A 16,425-nucleotide genomic window follows, 5' to 3' on the forward strand; every position below is an offset into this window, starting at 1 on the left:
GAGGAGATCTGGCGCCGGGGTCACGTACGAAAGTGCCTGACCACCTACGTACGGATCACCTGTTTCGAGGTCGGCGTCGCAGTTCCCCGAGCCCCTGGTGGCCGATGCCTCAGCCGTGCGTGCGGATCCAGCTGTGCATGGCGATCGCGGCGGCCGCCCCCGCGTTGATGGAGCGGGTGGAGCCGTACTGGGCGATGGAGCAGACGGCGGTGGCGTGGGCCCAGGCTTCCTCGGTGAGGCCCGGGCCCTCCTGACCGAAGAGCAGGATGCAGCGGGCGGGCAGCGGGAAGGTCTCGATCGGGACGGCGCCCGGGAGATTGTCGATGCCGATGATCGGGAGGTCGTGGGCGGCCGCGAAGGCGGCCAGGGTGGCGACCGAGTCGTGGTGGCGGACGTGCTGGTACCGATCGGTGACCATGGCGCCGCGCCGATTCCAGCGGCGGCGGCCGACGATGTGCACCTCGGCGGTGAGGAAGGCGTTGGCGGTGCGGACCACCGAGCCGATGTTGAAGTCGTGCTGCCAGTTCTCCACCGCGACGTGGAAGCCGTGCCGCCGGGTGTCCAGGTCGGCGACGATCGCCTCCCGGGTCCAGTAGCGGTACTGGTCGGTGACGTTGCGTCGGTCCCCGTGGGCGAGCAGCTCGGGGTCGTACTGCGGACCGGCCGGCCAGGGTTCGGGGTGCGGGCCGACGCCGATCTCACGGTCGTCGGTGCCGGAGGGGGCGAAGGCGTCGTCGTACTGTTCGCCCGCGTGCGGGGTACCGATGCTGCTGCTCACGCCCCCGAGGGTACGGGGCGCTTGGCGCGGGTGACCTTCTCGAGGTCGGTCAGGGCGGAGAGCAGCAGCCGGGAACCCGCGCCGGCCACCTCGACCCGGTCGGTGGCGGGCAGGGCGGCGAGCCGGTCGTCCCACTGCCGGTGGGCGGCCCGCAGGCCGGTCAGGTCGACCGGGTCACCGACCAGCAGGGCGGCCGCGGCGATCGCGGTGGCGTCCCGCAGCTCCTCGGCGAACTCCGTCGCGCCGGGCACCGGGTCGGCGTCCTCGGCGGGCAGGTGAGCCTCCATCAGGACGGCGCTGCGGCCGAGCAGTCCGATCGCGGCGCGGGCCCGGTCGATCTGCTTGCGGGACAGTTCGGGCAGGTGGGAGTCGTGCCGGACCGGCTCCGCGTCGGCCCGTTCGATCGCCTGGAGCAGCTCGGAGCGGGCCTCCCTGGAGTCCAGCAGGGCGGTCCGCACGTCCCGGTGGTCCGCTCCGGCCGGGTCGCCGAAGACCACCAGCACCGCAGCGGCGTACCGTCCGGCGGCGGCCAACCACTCGGCCAGCCGCTCGGCCAGGCGGGCGGTCTGCCAGGTGGGGAAGAGGGCGTAGGCGAGTAGGGCGATGGAGCCGCCGAGCAGGGTCAGGGTGATCCGTTCGGCGGCGGTCTGCAGCGGGTTGCCCGGCTGCAGGCCGAGCAGGAAGACCACGTAGCTGGAGACGCAGGCGGTCATCACCGCGTAGCCCGTACGGAGGGTGAGAAAGGCGCCGCCGATGAAGACCACGGCGAGTGCGGCGGAGAGCCACTGGCCGGGGTCGAAGAGCTGGACCACGGCGGTGCTGACCGCGACGCCGACCACGGTGCCGGCCAGCCGGGCCACGCCCCGGCTGTAGGTCTGGGCGAAGTCGGGCCGCATCACCATGGCGGCGGTCAGCGGGGCCCAGTAGCCGTGGTGCAGGTGAAGCAGTTTGGCGGCCAGGTAGGCGATGGTGACCACGCAGGAGAGCCGGACGGCGTGCTGGAAGACCGCCGAGCGCGGCTGGAGCTGGCGGCGGACGGCCAGGGCGACGACCGGCAGCAGCCGGAACAGCGAGGGCCGGCGCAGTCCAGGACCGACCACCGGGCTGCTGACGGTGTCCTGGTCCTGCTTGTCCAGGGTGTCGACGGCCTTGCGGATCAGGCTGGTGAGCCGCCGGGCGGAGCGGCGGGCGGCACCGGTGAGCACGCTGCGTCCGTCCTCGGTGTCCCGGCGCTCGTCCCGACGTCCGTCCCGGCGCTCCTCCCGGCGTTCCCGGCCGACCATGGTGAGCGCGGGGGTGGACTTGGGCAGCCGGAGCGGGTCCCCGGTACGGATCGCCCGGGCCAGCGCGTCCATCGCCTCCGCGGCGGCGGCCAGCAGCTCCCGGGCCCGGTCCCGTTCGGGGCCCTCGACGGGGGCGCCGACCTTGGGGTCGGCGAGCGCGGCCAGGGTGGGGCGGACGCGTTCGGCGATGCCACGCAGCCCCTTGAGTTCGACCGGGCGGTGCTTGGCCTGCCAGGGGGTCAGCGCGGCGGCCTGCCTGGCCAGGATGAACGGGGCCGGGTCGACGTGCGCGACCGGGTCCTGGCGCAGGCGGCGGGCGTAGTCGGCGAGTTCCGCGTAGGTGTCGGCGAGGGCGTCCCGCTGGGCCCGCCAGCTCTCGATCGGCCAGAGCATCACCACCAGCGCCTGGGTGCCGCCGCCGAGCGCGCAGAGCAGTCCGTGCCCCAGCGCGGTGGGCACACTGACGGGCAGTTGGACCACCACCAGCATCACCGAGACGGTGGTGCTGGCGACCACGCCGCCGGTCGGGCCGGTCGACCAGGCCAGCCCGGCGGCGAAGGCCCAGACCGCGAGCAGCACCGGGAAGGCGCCGGGGATGCCGACCGCGAGGTAGCCGCAGAAGGTGCTGACACCCAGTCCGATCCCCGCTGCGAGGGCCAGCGAGGCGCGCGGACGGAAGCTGCGCTGGAAGGTCGCGGTGCCCGCGATGAAGGCGCCCATCGCGGCGGAGGTGGCCGGTCCAGGACCGGCCGCACGCTGTCACGCAGGGCCGTGAACCAGGACATACCGCACAGCCTAGACGGTCAGGTCCTTGGAACCCCGTACCCGGTGCTCGATCCACAGCAGGGCGGCGGTCGGCAGGAAGACCGCGTCCGCCGCGATCATCGCCAGTGAGAAGAACGGCAGGCCGAGCAGGACCGCGATCGCCAGGTGCTCGGTGATCATCAGGGCCAGCAGGACGTTCTTCAGCCGCCGGTTGAACAGCGTGAACGGGAAGGCGACCTGGATGATCACCGTGCCGTAGCTGAACAGGAACACCAGCAGCAGGCTGGAGCCGACCAGCCCGGAGAGCCAGGGCCAGGGTGTGAAGTAGTCCAGGTGCAGCGGATAGTGCAGCGCGGTGCCGTCCTGCCAGCGGGAGCCCTGCACCTTGTACCAGCCGGCCGTGGCGTAGACCAGCACCACCTGGACCGCGATCACCAGCATCGCGCAGTTGTGCAGCATGGTGGCCAGCGCGTCCAGCACCGCGCGCGGCTCGCCGTCCGGGCGCCACCGGTTGACGGACCACCAGAGTGCGGCCGCCAGCCAGAGCAGCCACGGCCAGGACGGCGGACCGGCTGCCAGCACAGCGCCGAGCAGCAGCCAGAGCCAGACCGCCCCGCCGTCCCGGCCGCGCCTGGCGTCCAGCGACCAGACCCGGGCGCACCGGGTGAGCACCAGGTAGACCGCCATCAGGTGGATCACGTTGTCGCCGCCGTCGCCGACGAAGACGTTCCGGTTCTGCAGCGAGAGCACGGTGACCAGGAAGACCGCGCCGCTGGCCCTGGTCCGCCAGCCGAGCGTGAACAGCACGGCGGCCAGGATCGCCAGGTGGTAGACCAGTTCGAACCAGAGCCGCCCCTGGAACCAGGGCAGCACGGTGAAGGCGTGGTTCTCCGCCAGCAGCCGGTCGGCCAGCTCCGCCGACCAGGGCGAGCGGTCGCCGTACAGCACCCGGCGGTTGGGCCACTCCCGGATCAGGTAGCCCACCCAGGCAAGACCGAAGCCGATCCGGGCCACCGCCGCCTGGTACGGGGCGAGCGGGCGGCCGGTGAAGGTGGCGAAGGCGGCCCGCAGCCTGCCCGTGTGGCGGGCCCTGAGGTCGAGCCGGCCTGCTCGGCCGCGCTGCCGGGGGACGGCGCCCAGCAGGTGACGCTCCGTCTGCTGCTCGGTGCTCGGCTGCTCGACGTCCTGTTGCGAAGTGTCCTGCTGCGGGGCGTCCTGTTGCGGGGCATCCTGCGGCGGGGTGCTCACCACAGCCCCCGGAGGTCGGCCTCGGCCACCGGCCACCAGGGCAGCTCGCGGTACTTCGGCGCGGTGTCCACCTGCTCCCGGCTCCACTCGGGCGGGGCCAACTCGGCCGTGCCGACCCGTAGTTGGACCTGGAACAGCCGCACTCCCCCGGCGGCCGGGCCGAGCCGCTGGAGCGCGATCCGCTTCAGGTACTGCTCGGCCAGACCGGCCCGGGGGCCGGTGTTCCCCTGTGCCGGGTGGGTGGCGTCGTAGAAGTCCCAGGCCCGGCGCAGCAGGTTCTGGTCCACGTGGCTGGGCGCCGGGTTGCCCCGGACCGCCGCGATGTCACCCGCCGTCAGCCCGGCCCACTCCTGGGTGCTGACCGTGCCGTCGGCGGCGATGGTCTGCAGCCGGGCGTCCACCGTCACGTTCTGCTGCAGCGGGTTGGGCGCGAACAGCCGCCAGTTCTGCTCGAACTCCGGGTAGATCACCGCGTCCAGCTCGGTGCGGTACTGCTGGGACAGCGCGTTGGACGGAGCCGAGTGCAGGAACAGCGCGGCCAGGAACAGGGCGGTGCCGCCGAGCAACACCGCCCCGGTGGCACAGAGCACCACCAGCGCCGGGGTGGACCAGGTACGCACGGCCGGATCTCCCCTCGGGCTGCGGTGTGCCCGGTCATCCTGCCCTACGAGGACCTGACCTACTAGAGAACGAAGGCGTCCCGGCCGTCGCTGCTCACCATCGGGCGGCCGGCCGCCTCCCAGGCGAACATCCCGCCGTCCACGTTGACCGCCTCGCGGCCCTGGGCGACCAGGTACTGCACCACCTGGGCGGACCGGCCGCCAACCCGGCAGAGCACGTACAGCTTCGCGTCCGGCAGCTCCTCGATCCGGGCGACCACCTCGCCGATCGGGATGTGCAGGGCGCCGTCCACGTGGCCGGCGTCCCACTCGTCCTGCTCGCGGACGTCGAGCAGCGGGGCTTCGGTGGGCACCGAGGCGGCGGCGGCGGTGGGGAGCTGCTGGGCGAACATCGTCTGGGTCTCCTGTGTCCGTTGGCGGTCAACACCATTGTCGCCCGGCCCGGCCAGCAGCCGGTCCAGTTCGGCCTGCTTGGCCGCGGCCTGGCCGAGCAGCTGGTCGGCCAGCTCCTCCAGCAGGCGGTCGGGCTCCTGCGGGGCGAGCCGCAGCAGCTCGCCCATCGGGGTGTTCTCCAGCCGGACCTGCTCGGTGGCCAGCCGGCCGATCTTCCCGGTCAGCCACTCCAGCCGCTGCCGCAGCCAGTCCGGCCGGTCGGGCGCCTCCGGGGCCGGGGCGGCCTCCGGCGCGGTGGACCACTCCTCGGTCAGCTCGGCCAGCGCCTTGGCGTCGCCGTGCGCGTACGCCTCGTTGACCCGGGCGATGAAGGTCACCCGGCGCTCCTGCTCGGCCGGTTCGGTGGTCAGGTCCGGGTGCGCCCGGCGGGCCAGCTCGCGGTAGAGCCGCTGCGCGTCCTTGCCGGGGCGGACCCGGCGGGGCGGCTCGGGCTCGGCGGCGGGCTCGGTCGGCAGGCTGTCGAAGAGCGCGTCCAGGTCGGGAAGTTCGTCCACCCGCTGCCTGGCCTCGGCCGCCCGGCGAAGGTCCTCGGCGGCACCCGTACGGGCCGCCACGGTCTCCGCGACCAGTGCGTCCAGCTCGTCCAGCCGCGCGTACAGCGGGCCGAGCAGCTGATGGTGGATCAGCGCGAAGTTGTCGATCTCGACCCGCAGGGTCTCGACGTCCACCTCCAGCGTCAACCAGGCCAGCTCGGTCGCCGCCACCCGCTCCTCGAGCTGCCACCGCTCCTGATCGGCCCACTGGACGGGGCTGCTGCTCTCCGCGCTCACCTTCTGTGCCTCCGTCCGGGGGATACGGTCTGTCACCCTACCGGGGCGCCGCCGGGTGAACCGGTGGTACAAGGGGGCGCACGGAGGGTGACACGCAACTGATACTTACGAATCTCCCCGTTTTGCTTTCAGTGCCGCCCTTCGCCGTGCTTCGCTGGAGGGTGCAGCAGGGACCGGAGAGACAGGAAGCGGCGGCCAGGCGGGAGCAGACCCAATTCATGGTGGACCAGCCAGATTTCCCACCGTCGGCCGACCAGCCGTCAGTTGCCGCCCTGGTGCGGCTGGCCGTCGTGCTGATCGATCCGGACGGCCGGATCACGTACTGGAGCCGGGCCGCCGAGGAGCTCTTCGGTCACCGGGCCGAGGTGGCCTTCGGCCGGACGGCCTCCGGGCTGCTGCCCGCCGTCGAGCCCCGGCCCGAGATCGCCCACCGGGTGCCCGGCGCCGCCCGCAGGTGCGACGCACTGGACACCCTGGACGACCTGACCCAGACCGGAAACGCCCCCTGGGCCGGAGCGATGGCCGTGGTGGACCGCGAGGAGCGGCTGCGCGACGTGTTCTGGTGGGCCTACCCGCTGACCGAGCCCACCGGCCGCGGCCTGCTGGCACTGGCCGCCGACGCCCGGCCGCTGCGGGCCGGCGGTCCCCGGATCGCGCTCGGCAGCCGGCAGTTCCCGTTCGTCCCCTCCCCCGGCCCGGTCGGCGGCCTGCACCGGCTCCGCCCCGACATCACCCCGGCCGGGCAGGGCGACACCGGGCCGCTGGCCGCCCTGCTGCCCACCTGCTCCGAGGAGCGCAGGCACCGTCTGCTCGGCCAGCTCCGGACGGCCGGCCTGCCGGCCCTCTGGGTGGACGCCACCACCCGGCTCCCGGTGCAGCCGTACGAGCCGACCGGCACCGCCAGGGCCGCCGCCACCGGCCTGGGCCGCCGGTACCCGACCGCACAGCAGCGGGCCGCCCAGCCGCGCGCCGGGCGCCGCCCGGCCGAGCCGCTGCGCCCGTCCTCCAACGGCTCGCTCCAGGTGCTGGCCAACGGCGCCGGATCGGTCCCCGCCCCGCGTGACGCGAGCTCCAGTACGTCCACCGGACCTACCCCGGGAGGCCCCGCCATCGAGTCAGCAGCCGACCGCACCAGGATCAACGGCAGCGGCGGGTGGGTCCACCAGCCCGTCCCGCCGCAGCCCACCGCCGACTCGACCACCGCCGACCCGCCCGCCGTCGAGGTACTGACCAGCAGTCCGGCGAGCGAGCAGCTCGCCCTGCTGCGCGAGGTCGGCAACCGGGTCGGCACCACGCTGGATCTGGACACCACCGCGCGCGAGCTGTGCGAGGTGCTGGTCCCGAGCATCGCCGACTTCGCCTGCGTCGACCTGCGGGACGGCCTGATCTCCGACTCGGTGCTGCCGACCAGCCGCCCCTCCGACGGCACCATGCTGCGCCGGGTGGCCCGGGCCTTCAACGCCACCGTGGGCCAGTGGGAGCACGTCCTGGAGGAGGGCGCGCTGCTGGCGATGCCGCGCTCCACCCCGCCGGGCCTGGCCCTGCAGGAGAACCAGCCGGTGCTGGTCCCGGTGATCAACCCGGACGTGGCGGTCGACTACGCCGCCTCGCTCGGCGGCCCTGAGCTGGTGCCGGTGGTGATGGGCCGTTCGATGCTGGTGCTGCCGCTGTCCGCCCGGGGCACCGTGCTCGGCATCCTCAAGCTGCTCCGGCTGCCCGACCGGGCGCCGTTCGACCACGCCGACGCGGCCACCCTGCGCGAGCTGGCCGCCCGGGCCGCGCTCTCGCTGGACAACGCCCGGCTGCACCGGATGGAGGCGAAGACCGCCACCATCCTGCAGCGCTCGATGATCCCGACCCGCCCGCCGAAGATCCCCGGCGTGCAGATCGCCCACCGCTACCTGCCCGGCGACCAGAAGGCCGAGGTCGGCGGCGACTGGTTCGACGCGATCCAGCTGCCCGGCAGCCGGGTCGCCCTGGTGGTCGGCGACGTGATGGGCCACGGCCTGCTCTCGGCCGCCGCGATGGGCCGGTTCCGCACCGCGATGCAGACCCTGGCCGCACTCGACCTGCCGCCGGGTCAGCTGCTGCGCCACCTGGACAACCTGGCCCACAAGCTCGGTGACGACCACCTGGCCACCTGCCTGTACGCGGTCTACGACCCGATCAACCGGACCTGCGAGCTGGCCAGCGCCGGGCACGTGCCGCCGGTGCTGGTGCACCCGGACGGCACCGGCGAGCTGCTGGAGATCCCGTCCGGCGCGCCGATCGGGGTCGGCGGGGTGCCGTTCGTCTCGAAGAAGATCGACGTCTCGGACGGCTCGATGCTGGTGCTCTGCACCGACGGTCTGGTGGAGGTCAGGGGCGGCGACATAGGAGCCGGCCTCGCCGCCCTCTGCGGCAATCTGATCGACCCGAAGCAGAGCCCTGAGGAGGCCTGCGACGTGGTGCTGGAGCGGCTGCACTCGGAGGACCGGCAGGACGACATCGCCCTGCTGGTGGCCCGCTTCGACGGCGTCGCCCCGACCGACGTGCAGACCTGGGAGCTGGCGGTGGACGAGACCGAGGTCCGCCGGGCCAGGCAGCTGGTCCGCGAGCAGCTGGCCACCTGGCAGCTGACCGCGCTCAGCGACACCGTCGAACTGCTGGTCAGCGAGCTGGTGACGAACGCGGTACGGGTGGCCAGGGACCACGTCCAGCTCCAGCTGATCCGGGTGGACAAGCTGCTGGTCGAGGTCAGCGACGACAACCACAACCTGCCGTCGCTGGAGCCGTCCGAGGAGCTGGACGAGAACGGCCGGGGCCTCAACCTGGTGAGCAAGCTGGCCGAGAAGTGGGGCACCGCCCGGAAGGCGGTCGGCAAGGTGGTCTGGTTCGAGCTGGCACTGCCGAGGAGCTGAACGGGGCCGGCCCGCCGGAGCTGACCGGACGTCAGGAGGCCATCACCCGGGCCGCGGCGGCCGCCGCGGCCCGGTGGCGCCGGGCCTCGGTGGCGACCAGGGTGGCGGCGCCGACCCCGGCCAGCACCCTGGGCCAGAAGTCGCCCCAGCCGTCCACCAGGCCCGGCAGCGGATCGCCACCACGATCGCCAGTGCGACCACGGCGGCGGACGGGCCGGTGTCCCGGATGTGGGCCACCGCGGCGGGGAAGCCGAACAGGTGGTCCGGGCCGATCGCCACACCGATCCGGGCGAACAGCGTGCCGGCCAGCGTGCAGACGTAGGCCACCACCAGGGTCAGCCGCCGGCCGAGCACCAGCTCGGCGAGGCCGAACACCAGGAAGACCTGCACCAGCGCGCCCCAGACCGGCAGGTCGAGCGCGGGGACGTACAGCGAGAGCGGGGTGCGCAGCAGCGAGACGTCCAGCGGGAGACCGGCCTTGACCACGCCCACGTGGGTGACGAAGCGCTCCCCGCCGGGCAGGTGCTGGACGATGCTGAACAGCAGCACCAGCAGCGTGGCGGTGGTGGCCAGTGGGACGGCGGCGAACCGCTTGCGCGCGATCTCCGACCTCACGGTCGAGAACAGCGTTCCCCACTCGGCCACTGCGGCCCGCCTTGGCAACCCCTGCTGGTCCACTACTGTCCCCGTTCTCACTCCTACATTTCCCGCACACCCATTAATGCGTGGTGTCCTACATCAACAGTAGGTATCCGATAAACGGGCCGCATCAGCTCCTGAGCCCACATCAGGTCATCCTCCAGGGGGACAGAAAGCGGAATGTATCCCCCGGTCGGCTGGTAGCGGCGGGAAGTCCTCCGCCCCCCGGCGGAGGACTATCCCTCCCCGCCGCGTTCCGGGACCGGCAGGCCGGCCGCAGCCGCCGAATCGGCGGTGGGCCGGGCGTGCCGGCGGCGGAACAGGGCGGGAAGACTGGGGGCGGTGATGAAACCCTCGGCGCGGGCGCTGGCGATGCCGATCCGGGGAATCTCACTGCTCTTCTCGAAGAGCAGATAACGGGGTTCCCAGATCGGCCGGTACTTGGCGTTCGCCCGATAGAGGGACTCGATCTGCCACCAGCGGGAGAAGAAGCCGAGGACCGAGCGCCACAGCCGCAGCACCGGACCGGCGCCGAGCTTCGATCCGCGCTCGAACACCGAGCGGAACATCGCGAAGTTCAGCGAGACCCGTTCGAGGTCGACCTCCTTGGCGCGCTGGAGGAGTTCGATCACCATGAACTCCATCAGGCCGTTCTCGGTGTCGCGCTCACGGCGCATCAGATCCAGCGACAGCCCGTTCGCCCCCCACGGCACGAAGCTGAGCAGGGCGCGCAGTTCGCCGTCGCCGTCGTGGCATTCGAGCATCACGCAGCGGCCGTCGTCGGGGTCGCCGAGGCGGCCGAGCGCCATCGAGAAGCCGCGCTCGGTGGCGCCGTCCCGCCAGTGGTCGGCCTTGTGGACCAGCTCGGCCATCTCGGCCTCGGGGATGTCCTCGTGGCGTCGGACCCGGACGGTGTACCCGGCGCGCTTGACCCGGTTGTAGGCCTGGCGGACCACCCGCATGGCGCGGCCGTCGAGGGAGAACTCGTCGAGTTCGACGATCGCCTCGTCACCGAGCTCGAGGGCGTCCAGGCCGTGCCTGGCGTAGATCACTCCGGCGTCCTCGGAGGCACCCATCACGGCGGGGACCCAGGCGTGCTCGCGGGCCTCGGCCAGCCAGGCGTCGATCGCGCCCGGCCAGGCCTCCGAGTCGCCGATCGGGTCACCGGAGGCCAGCGAGACACCGCCGAGCACTCGGTAGGCGACCGCAGCCTTGCCGCTCGGCGAGAAGATCACCGCCTTGTCCCGGCGCAGCGCGAAGTAGCCGAGCGAGTCGCGCTCGCCCTGCTTCTCCAGCAGACCGCGCAGCTGCAGCTCATCCTCGGGGGTCAGCAGCTCCTGGCCGCGCGGCGAGCGGAACGCCACATACATCACCAGCAGGAAGAGCACCGCGCTCATCAGGTTGATCGACCCGTTCACCCAGGTGGGGACGGAGATCACGCTGGAGGCGTGCTCGGTCGGCTGGACGGTGACCATCCGGGCGATCGAGTAGCCGAACCGGTCACCGAAGTCGGCCCCGGCCACCGTGTTGGTCATCCCGACCAGCAGCGCGCCGATCCCGCCGCCCAGCAGCAGGCCGCCGACGAAGGCCGCCACCGCCGCCACCGGGTTGGAGCGGTCGCCCTTGGAGGTGAACTCCTTGCGGCCGACCAGCAGGGCCAGGAAGAACAGCCCGGTGAGCACCGTGGAGAAGTAGTTGAACGGGTGGTGGTTGAACCGGACCCCGTCCTCCGTCCACACCATCGCGGTCAGGTAGAGCAGGAAGAACAGCCCGGAGACCACCGTGTTGAAGATCCACGCGGCCCGCTTGCGGCGCCGCATCGCCACCGCCAGCAGCAGCGACAGCACCGCCGAGGTCAGCCCGGCGGTCATCAGGTACGGGGTGAAGTACTCGCCCTCGTTGTGCGTCTGCACCTGGTCCCGGAACGGGACGGCGAGCACCGCCACCAGATTCAGCAGGGCCAGCAGACGCAGGTACCAGACGGTCGCCCTGGCAGCCCTGGGCCGCCAGCGGGACAGCAGACGGGCGGCGGCGCCGGGGCGCTCGCCATGGGTGGTGGTCGGAGGCTCCGGCTTCACGGTGGAGGACACAGCTCAATTCCAAACGATCAGTTGTGAGGGCGCATCCGCACGAGATCACCTACGGGCGGTTACACCGCATTCCATGGTTGCTCACGGCAGATGAGAATTACGTGAACCCGGTAGCGGATTCCGTACCCCGCCGAACGGCGGGGGTGATCTCCCACCGGCCGCCGTCACACCGGTTCCGACCTGCCCCTAGGCTCGGAGCACCACCACCCCCACCATCCCGAGGGAGAGACCATGACGGCGATCCGCGTCCTGATCGTGGACGACGAGATCCTGGTCCGCTCCGGCTTGGGCCTGATCGTCGGATCGGCCCCCGATCTGGAGGTGGTTGGCGACTGTTCGGGTGCACTGGCGGAGGAGAAGGTCACCCAGCTTCGCCCGCACGTGGTGCTGCTCGACATCCGGATGCCCGACCTGGACGGCATCTCGGTGCTGCGTCGGCTGCGCGCCCTGCCGCACCCCCCTGCGGTGGCCATGCTGACCACCTTCGACACCGACGAGTACATCGGCACCGCACTGCGGGCCGGGGCGGCCGGCTTCATGCTCAAGGACACCGCCCCCGAGCAGCTGGTGCACGCCGTCCGGGTGCTCGCGGCCGGCGGCAGCGTGCTCTCGCCGACCGTGACCCGCACCGTGATAAGCGGCTACGTCGAGGGCGGCGGCCCGGACGCCGAGGCGGCGGCGCTGACCCGCGGCCTGACGGGACGTGAGCTGGACGTCCTGGCACTGCTCGGCGAGGGACTGTCGAACGCCGAGATCGCCGACCGGCTGTTCCTCGGCACCGGCACCGTCAAGGACCACATCAGCGCCATCCTCGGGAAGCTCGGCGCCGCCAACCGGGTGCAGGCCGCCGTGCTGGCCAACCGCGCCGGGCTGGTCCGTACCCCGCCCGAGCCGAGCGCATGAGATCCGCCGCCAGGGCCCGGCTGACCGCGCCCTGGCTGATGCTGCTGCTGCCGGTGCTGCTGTCCGCGATGGACGCCGCGCTGGTCGCCAAGGACTCCTCCTGGTGGGAGCTGGCACTCTCCGGGCTGGCCACCGTGGCGCTGCTGCTGCGCCGCCGCTGCCCGCTGCTCACCCTGCTGCTGGTGCTGCCAGGCACCTTCGTGAACTACATCTGGATCGCCCCGGTCACCGCGGTCTACTCGGTCGCCGCGTACCGGCCCGGGCTGCGGATCACCACGCTCAGCGCCAGCGTCTTCGCGCTGGTCGAGTTCTTCCACTGGCCGCTGGAGGACCACCCGCTGGCGCTCGACCGGGACAACGCGCTGTACGCCATCCAGTGCGTGATGCTGGGCGCCGCACCGGCCGCGATCGGCCTGCTGGCCCGGACCAGGACCGAACTGGCCGCCCGGCTGGACGAACTGACCGAGGGCCGGCAGCGGGAGAATCGCCTGCTCGCCGACCGGGTGCTGAGCACCGAGCGGGCCCGGCTGGCCCGGGAGATGCACGACGTGGTCTCGCACCAGGTCAGTCTGATCAGCATTCAGGCCGGGGCGCTCCAGGTGAGCACCGCCGACCCGGCCGCGCAGACCACCGCACGGACCATCAGGGAGCTGTCGGTGCGCACCCTGGAGGAGCTGCGGCAGATGGTCGGGGTGCTGCGCGCGGCCGGCGTACGGGGTACTGATCCGCTCGCCCCGCAGCCCCGGCTGGCCGACCTGCCCCGGCTGATCGAGAACAGCGGACTGACCGTCACCACCAGCCTGGCGACCGGGGACCAGCCCTGGCCGGAGGCGGTCGAGCGGGCCGCCTTCCGGACCGTCCAGGAGGCGCTCACCAACATCAGCAAGCACGCGCCGGGCGCAGCCGTGGAGGTCCGGCTCACCACCCGGGGCACCCGGCTGCTGGTCGAGGTCAGGAACGGCCCGCCGACCCGGCCGCCGGACACCGCGGCGGCCCTGCCCGGCGGCGGCCACGGCCTGGTCGGGCTGCGCGAGCGGGCCGTCCTGCTCGGCGGCAGCCTGGTCGCGGCGCCCACTCCGGAGGGCGGCTTCGTGGTCCGGGCCGAGCTGCCGGCCTCGGGGGAGTAGGGCCGGGGGTCAGCGGCAGTCGATCACGGCGGCGACAGCTCGTACGGCGAGGCCACCGGGAAGTAGTCGCGCAGGAACTCGGCCAGCACCCGGCTCTGCTCCTCCGCCGGGAGCTCCGGCCCGTCCCCGTCCGCCAGGCAGAAGGTGTCCGCCCAGCGGGACGCCAGCAGGTCCGCCAACTGCCCCAGCTGCTCGGCCCGGTCGGTCACCGCGTAGAAGTGCTCCAGCCGGGCGTCCACCGCCTGCCCGGCGGCGTGCGCGGCGTACAGCGCCAGGGTGACCGGGGGCAGGTCGGCGGAGCTCCGGAACACCGACCGGCCGGTCTCCGCCAGCCCGGCCGCGAACCGCTCGGCGGAGTCGGCGAGCAGCCGGCGGGAGAGCGGGTAGGGCGAGTGGCTGAGGATCTGCGGATAGGTCCGGCCGAAGGCCGCCAGCAGCGCGGCCCGGGCGTTCTTCTGCGCCGCGGTGTAGACGCTGTCCTCCTCGGTGCGCTCACCGGGCGGCACCGTCCTGCTGTTCCGGACGATCCTGGGCAGGCCGCTGCCCAGGAAGAAGGAGTGCGGCTGGACCGGGCGGCCGAGGAAGAGATCGTCGTTGAAGTAGAGGAAGTGCTCGGCCAGGCCCGGTATCCGGTGCAGCTGCGTCTCGATGGCGTGCGAGTTGAAGACCGGCAGCACGGCCGGGTCGGCGAACAGCTCCCGGTGCGGCACCACGGTGATCCCGGGGTGGGCGGTGTCGAGCCACGGCGGCACCTGGTCGTCGGTGACCAGGAAGATCTGCCGCACCCAGGGTGCGTAGGCGGCGATCGACCGCAGGCAGTACCGGAGTTCGTCGCGGTTGCGGTACCGGTGGTCGGCCGCGTCCAGCCGCAGTTCCGGGCCGGCCGTGGCCAGCGCCGCGGCCCGGCGGTGGCGCCATCCCGGGTCGCTGTCGTCCACCCAGGTGATCACGGCGTCGACCGGGAAGTCGACGTCCTTCGGAAAGGTACCGGCCAGCAACCCGAGCACCGGGATGTCGCGGCCCGCGATCCGCACCGGTCCCGAGGTCTCCATCGACGGCAGCCACCAGCCGTACGGCGTCTCGGCGATCGCGGCGACCGCGCCGGAGCCCTCGGCGTCCACGTCCCAGAACTCCAGGTCGCAGCCGTGGTCGGCGCCGTAGTACAGGGTCCGGCCGGTGGTCACGGTGGGGCGGAACACCCGCAGACCCTTGACCCGCTCGATCTCCGGCTCCTCCTGCGCCCCCTCCTCCGGCTCGGCCATGACCGCCTCGGTGGCCGCCACCGCCGCCAACAGACCGTCAGCCAGCGTCAGGCCCAACTCCTTGCCGTGGCCGAGCAGTTCGAAGTACACCGGCTGATCGGCGCAGGCTACGGCAAAGGCGTCCAGGACGGCCCTGCGGTCGCCCGGCCGGATCGCCAGCCGGTGCCGGTAGCCCGGGTCGGGCACCAGGGCGTACCCGACCCCCGCTCGGTCGAGCACCTCGGCCACCTCGGCCAGCCCGGCGTCGCGGGCCTGCCAGGAGAGCAGATCGTCCCGGACCCCGGCCAACCGGTCACCGTGCCGGACCAGCCCGGGGTGCAGTCCGAGCAGTCGCTCCTCCGCCGTCCGGACCGGATCGGGCACCTGCTCCGGCTCCGGCGTTGCGACGACCCGGACGGGCAGACGGCACAGCCGGCGCACCAGACGCCGCGCAGCACGGCCGGCCAGGACAGCAGCGGGCATGGGCAACTCCAGAGAGCGGGAGTCAGCAGGATGCCACCGCGATCTGGGAGAACCCTGAGGGCTCTCACGCCGAAAACTCATTGGCCGACCGGTGAACTCCCGGCGGCCGAGACCAAACAAGAAAGGGTGCCTCTCTTTCGAGAGGCACCCTTTGCTGGTGGGTTGTTCACAGAACTCGCTGACCAGGACGAAGAGTTGCCTGGTGGGAGGAGCCAACACAGGTTAAGGACTGCGCCTGGCACATGGATTCGTCCGGTTTGGTCAGCTGGCGAGCGCGTAGGTGGCTGGTCCGGTCTTCTGGGCCGGGCCGTCGGCGACACCTGCTGCGTCCGCGTCTACGGCACCACCCGCGCCCCAGCCTCGGCCGGAAGAAGCTCGCCAAGGACGTCCGCATCTGGCTCGACCAACTCCGCACCACCTGCCAGTGCTGCGCACGCGTCCTGGGCGTACTGCTTGGCGAGATCGCGCTTGCCTGCAAGCGCGCCGCCGGGAACTCGCCTCCCGCGCCGTCTGATCCCGCCCGGTTCCGGTTGTGCCCACAGGAGAGCGCCGGAAACGAGCAGGGCGGGCCGGAAACCATCGTCTCCAGTCCGCCCTGCTCTGTTGAGGTCAGCTCTGGCTGGACCACCGCTTCTCGTGGGCGGCGGCATTCGGCCCGGTACCGGTCCCGTCGTTCGGCACCTCATTGCCGAACGGATCGGCCGACCCGTCCATGAAGCCAGCCGCGTACATGACCGCCTGGGCCACCAACCGGGCCTCCTCGTACTCGAGAGCCTGGATTGAGTGGCGGAGCGGGTCGGTCGAGAGACCGGACAGGTTGGCGGCGGCGATGAGGACACCCTTGCTGGACTCACTGAGACCGTCTTGGAGAGACTCACAATCGGGCTGCCGCGGCTCCCAGAGCGTCTCCAGGGCAGGGGCGAAATCCACCACGGCGTACCAGCCGTCCGGCCCTTCCACCATCGGGACGAAGCCGTTGCCGATCAGCCAGTTGCGTAACTCCTCGACCTGGAAAACGAGCCACACGGCCGCCTCCACGGGGATCAGGCACGACGTCCCACGCATCACAAGCTCGTACAACCGCTCGCGGTCGCTCTCCGCGCACCTGGCCGAGGTCTACGGTGC

12 protein-coding genes are annotated in these 16,425 nt (G+C 72.4%); 3 read left to right on the forward strand and 9 right to left on the reverse strand.

Annotated elements, in window-relative coordinates:
- Positions 1-109: 109 nt before the first annotated feature.
- The 5 genes from ACXJMZ_RS23940 to ACXJMZ_RS23960 all read right to left on the reverse strand — a co-directional run bounded on the left by ACXJMZ_RS23940 (position 110) and on the right by ACXJMZ_RS23960 (position 5,917).
- Positions 110-778, reverse strand: a complete 669-nt coding sequence (locus tag ACXJMZ_RS23940; RefSeq protein WP_457032106.1) for a TrmH family RNA methyltransferase — start codon at positions 776-778, stop codon at positions 110-112.
- The gene (locus tag ACXJMZ_RS23945; protein WP_457032107.1) at positions 775-2,781 is read right to left on the reverse strand and encodes an FUSC family protein; all 2,007 of its coding nucleotides are present in this window, start codon (positions 2,779-2,781) and stop codon (positions 775-777) included. The genes ACXJMZ_RS23940 and ACXJMZ_RS23945 overlap by 4 nt, the downstream gene beginning before the upstream one ends.
- Before the next feature lie 75 nt (positions 2,782-2,856).
- A complete protein-coding gene (locus tag ACXJMZ_RS23950; protein ID WP_457032108.1) occupies positions 2,857-4,074 on the reverse strand; it encodes an HTTM domain-containing protein in 1,218 nt (405 codons plus the stop codon).
- The gene (locus tag ACXJMZ_RS23955) at positions 4,071-4,694 is read right to left on the reverse strand and encodes a DUF5819 family protein (RefSeq protein WP_457032109.1); all 624 of its coding nucleotides are present in this window, start codon (positions 4,692-4,694) and stop codon (positions 4,071-4,073) included. Before ACXJMZ_RS23955 ends, ACXJMZ_RS23950 begins: the two co-directional genes overlap by 4 nt.
- Positions 4,695-4,756: 62 nt before the next feature.
- Positions 4,757-5,917, reverse strand: a complete 1,161-nt coding sequence (locus ACXJMZ_RS23960) for a rhodanese-like domain-containing protein (protein WP_457032110.1) — start codon at positions 5,915-5,917, stop codon at positions 4,757-4,759.
- Positions 5,918-6,135: 218 nt separating this feature from the next.
- On the opposite strand from ACXJMZ_RS23960, the gene ACXJMZ_RS23965 reads away from it, so the two are divergent.
- Positions 6,136-8,817, forward strand: a complete 2,682-nt coding sequence (locus ACXJMZ_RS23965) for a SpoIIE family protein phosphatase (protein ID WP_457032111.1) — start codon at positions 6,136-6,138, stop codon at positions 8,815-8,817.
- Between the two features lie 42 nt (positions 8,818-8,859).
- Here the strand turns inward: ACXJMZ_RS23965 and ACXJMZ_RS23970 are convergent, their stop codons facing one another.
- Both ACXJMZ_RS23970 and ACXJMZ_RS23975 read right to left on the reverse strand, forming a co-directional pair.
- Positions 8,860-9,462 carry a hypothetical protein gene (locus ACXJMZ_RS23970; RefSeq protein WP_457032112.1) on the reverse strand — a complete coding sequence of 201 codons (603 nt, stop codon included), beginning with the start codon at positions 9,460-9,462 and terminating at the stop codon, positions 8,860-8,862.
- Between the two features lie 230 nt (positions 9,463-9,692).
- A complete protein-coding gene (locus ACXJMZ_RS23975; RefSeq protein ID WP_457032113.1) occupies positions 9,693-11,546 on the reverse strand; it encodes a phosphatidylglycerol lysyltransferase domain-containing protein in 1,854 nt (617 codons plus the stop codon).
- Positions 11,547-11,777: 231 nt separating this feature from the next.
- On the opposite strand from ACXJMZ_RS23975, the gene ACXJMZ_RS23980 reads away from it, so the two are divergent.
- Together ACXJMZ_RS23980 and ACXJMZ_RS23985 are read left to right on the forward strand one after the other, a co-directional pair.
- Positions 11,778-12,449 (forward strand): response regulator, encoded by a 672-nt coding sequence (locus tag ACXJMZ_RS23980; RefSeq protein WP_457032114.1) that lies wholly within the window; start codon positions 11,778-11,780, stop codon positions 12,447-12,449.
- Complete coding sequence (locus ACXJMZ_RS23985; protein ID WP_457032115.1) at positions 12,446-13,576, forward strand: sensor histidine kinase; 1,131 nt, start codon at positions 12,446-12,448, stop codon at positions 13,574-13,576. The genes ACXJMZ_RS23980 and ACXJMZ_RS23985 overlap by 4 nt, the downstream gene beginning before the upstream one ends.
- Positions 13,577-13,599: 23 nt before the next feature.
- Here the strand turns inward: ACXJMZ_RS23985 and ACXJMZ_RS23990 are convergent, their stop codons facing one another.
- Positions 13,600-15,300 carry a stealth family protein gene (locus ACXJMZ_RS23990; protein WP_457032116.1) on the reverse strand — a complete coding sequence of 567 codons (1,701 nt, stop codon included), beginning with the start codon at positions 15,298-15,300 and terminating at the stop codon, positions 13,600-13,602.
- A 609-nt stretch (positions 15,301-15,909) separates the two neighbouring features.
- Complete coding sequence (locus ACXJMZ_RS23995) at positions 15,910-16,380, reverse strand: hypothetical protein (RefSeq protein ID WP_457032117.1); 471 nt, start codon at positions 16,378-16,380, stop codon at positions 15,910-15,912.
- Positions 16,381-16,425 lie beyond the last annotated feature (45 nt).

The sequence above is a fragment of the Kitasatospora sp. P5_F3 genome, assembly GCF_054049135.1.

What these genes read in the sequence shown, in the direction of transcription:
- ACXJMZ_RS23965 (WP_457032111.1), top strand. Translation starts at nt 6,136, where the DNA reads ATGGTGGACCAGCCAGATTTCCCACCGTCGGCCGACCAGCCGTCAGTT.
- ACXJMZ_RS23945 (WP_457032107.1), bottom strand. Translation starts at nt 2,781, where the DNA reads ATGGGCGCCTTCATCGCGGGCACCGCGACCTTCCAGCGCAGCTTCCGT.
- ACXJMZ_RS23980 (WP_457032114.1), top strand. Translation starts at nt 11,778, where the DNA reads ATGACGGCGATCCGCGTCCTGATCGTGGACGACGAGATCCTGGTCCGC.
- ACXJMZ_RS23990 (WP_457032116.1), bottom strand. Translation starts at nt 15,300, where the DNA reads ATGCCCGCTGCTGTCCTGGCCGGCCGTGCTGCGCGGCGTCTGGTGCGC.
- ACXJMZ_RS23985 (WP_457032115.1), top strand. Translation starts at nt 12,446, where the DNA reads ATGAGATCCGCCGCCAGGGCCCGGCTGACCGCGCCCTGGCTGATGCTG.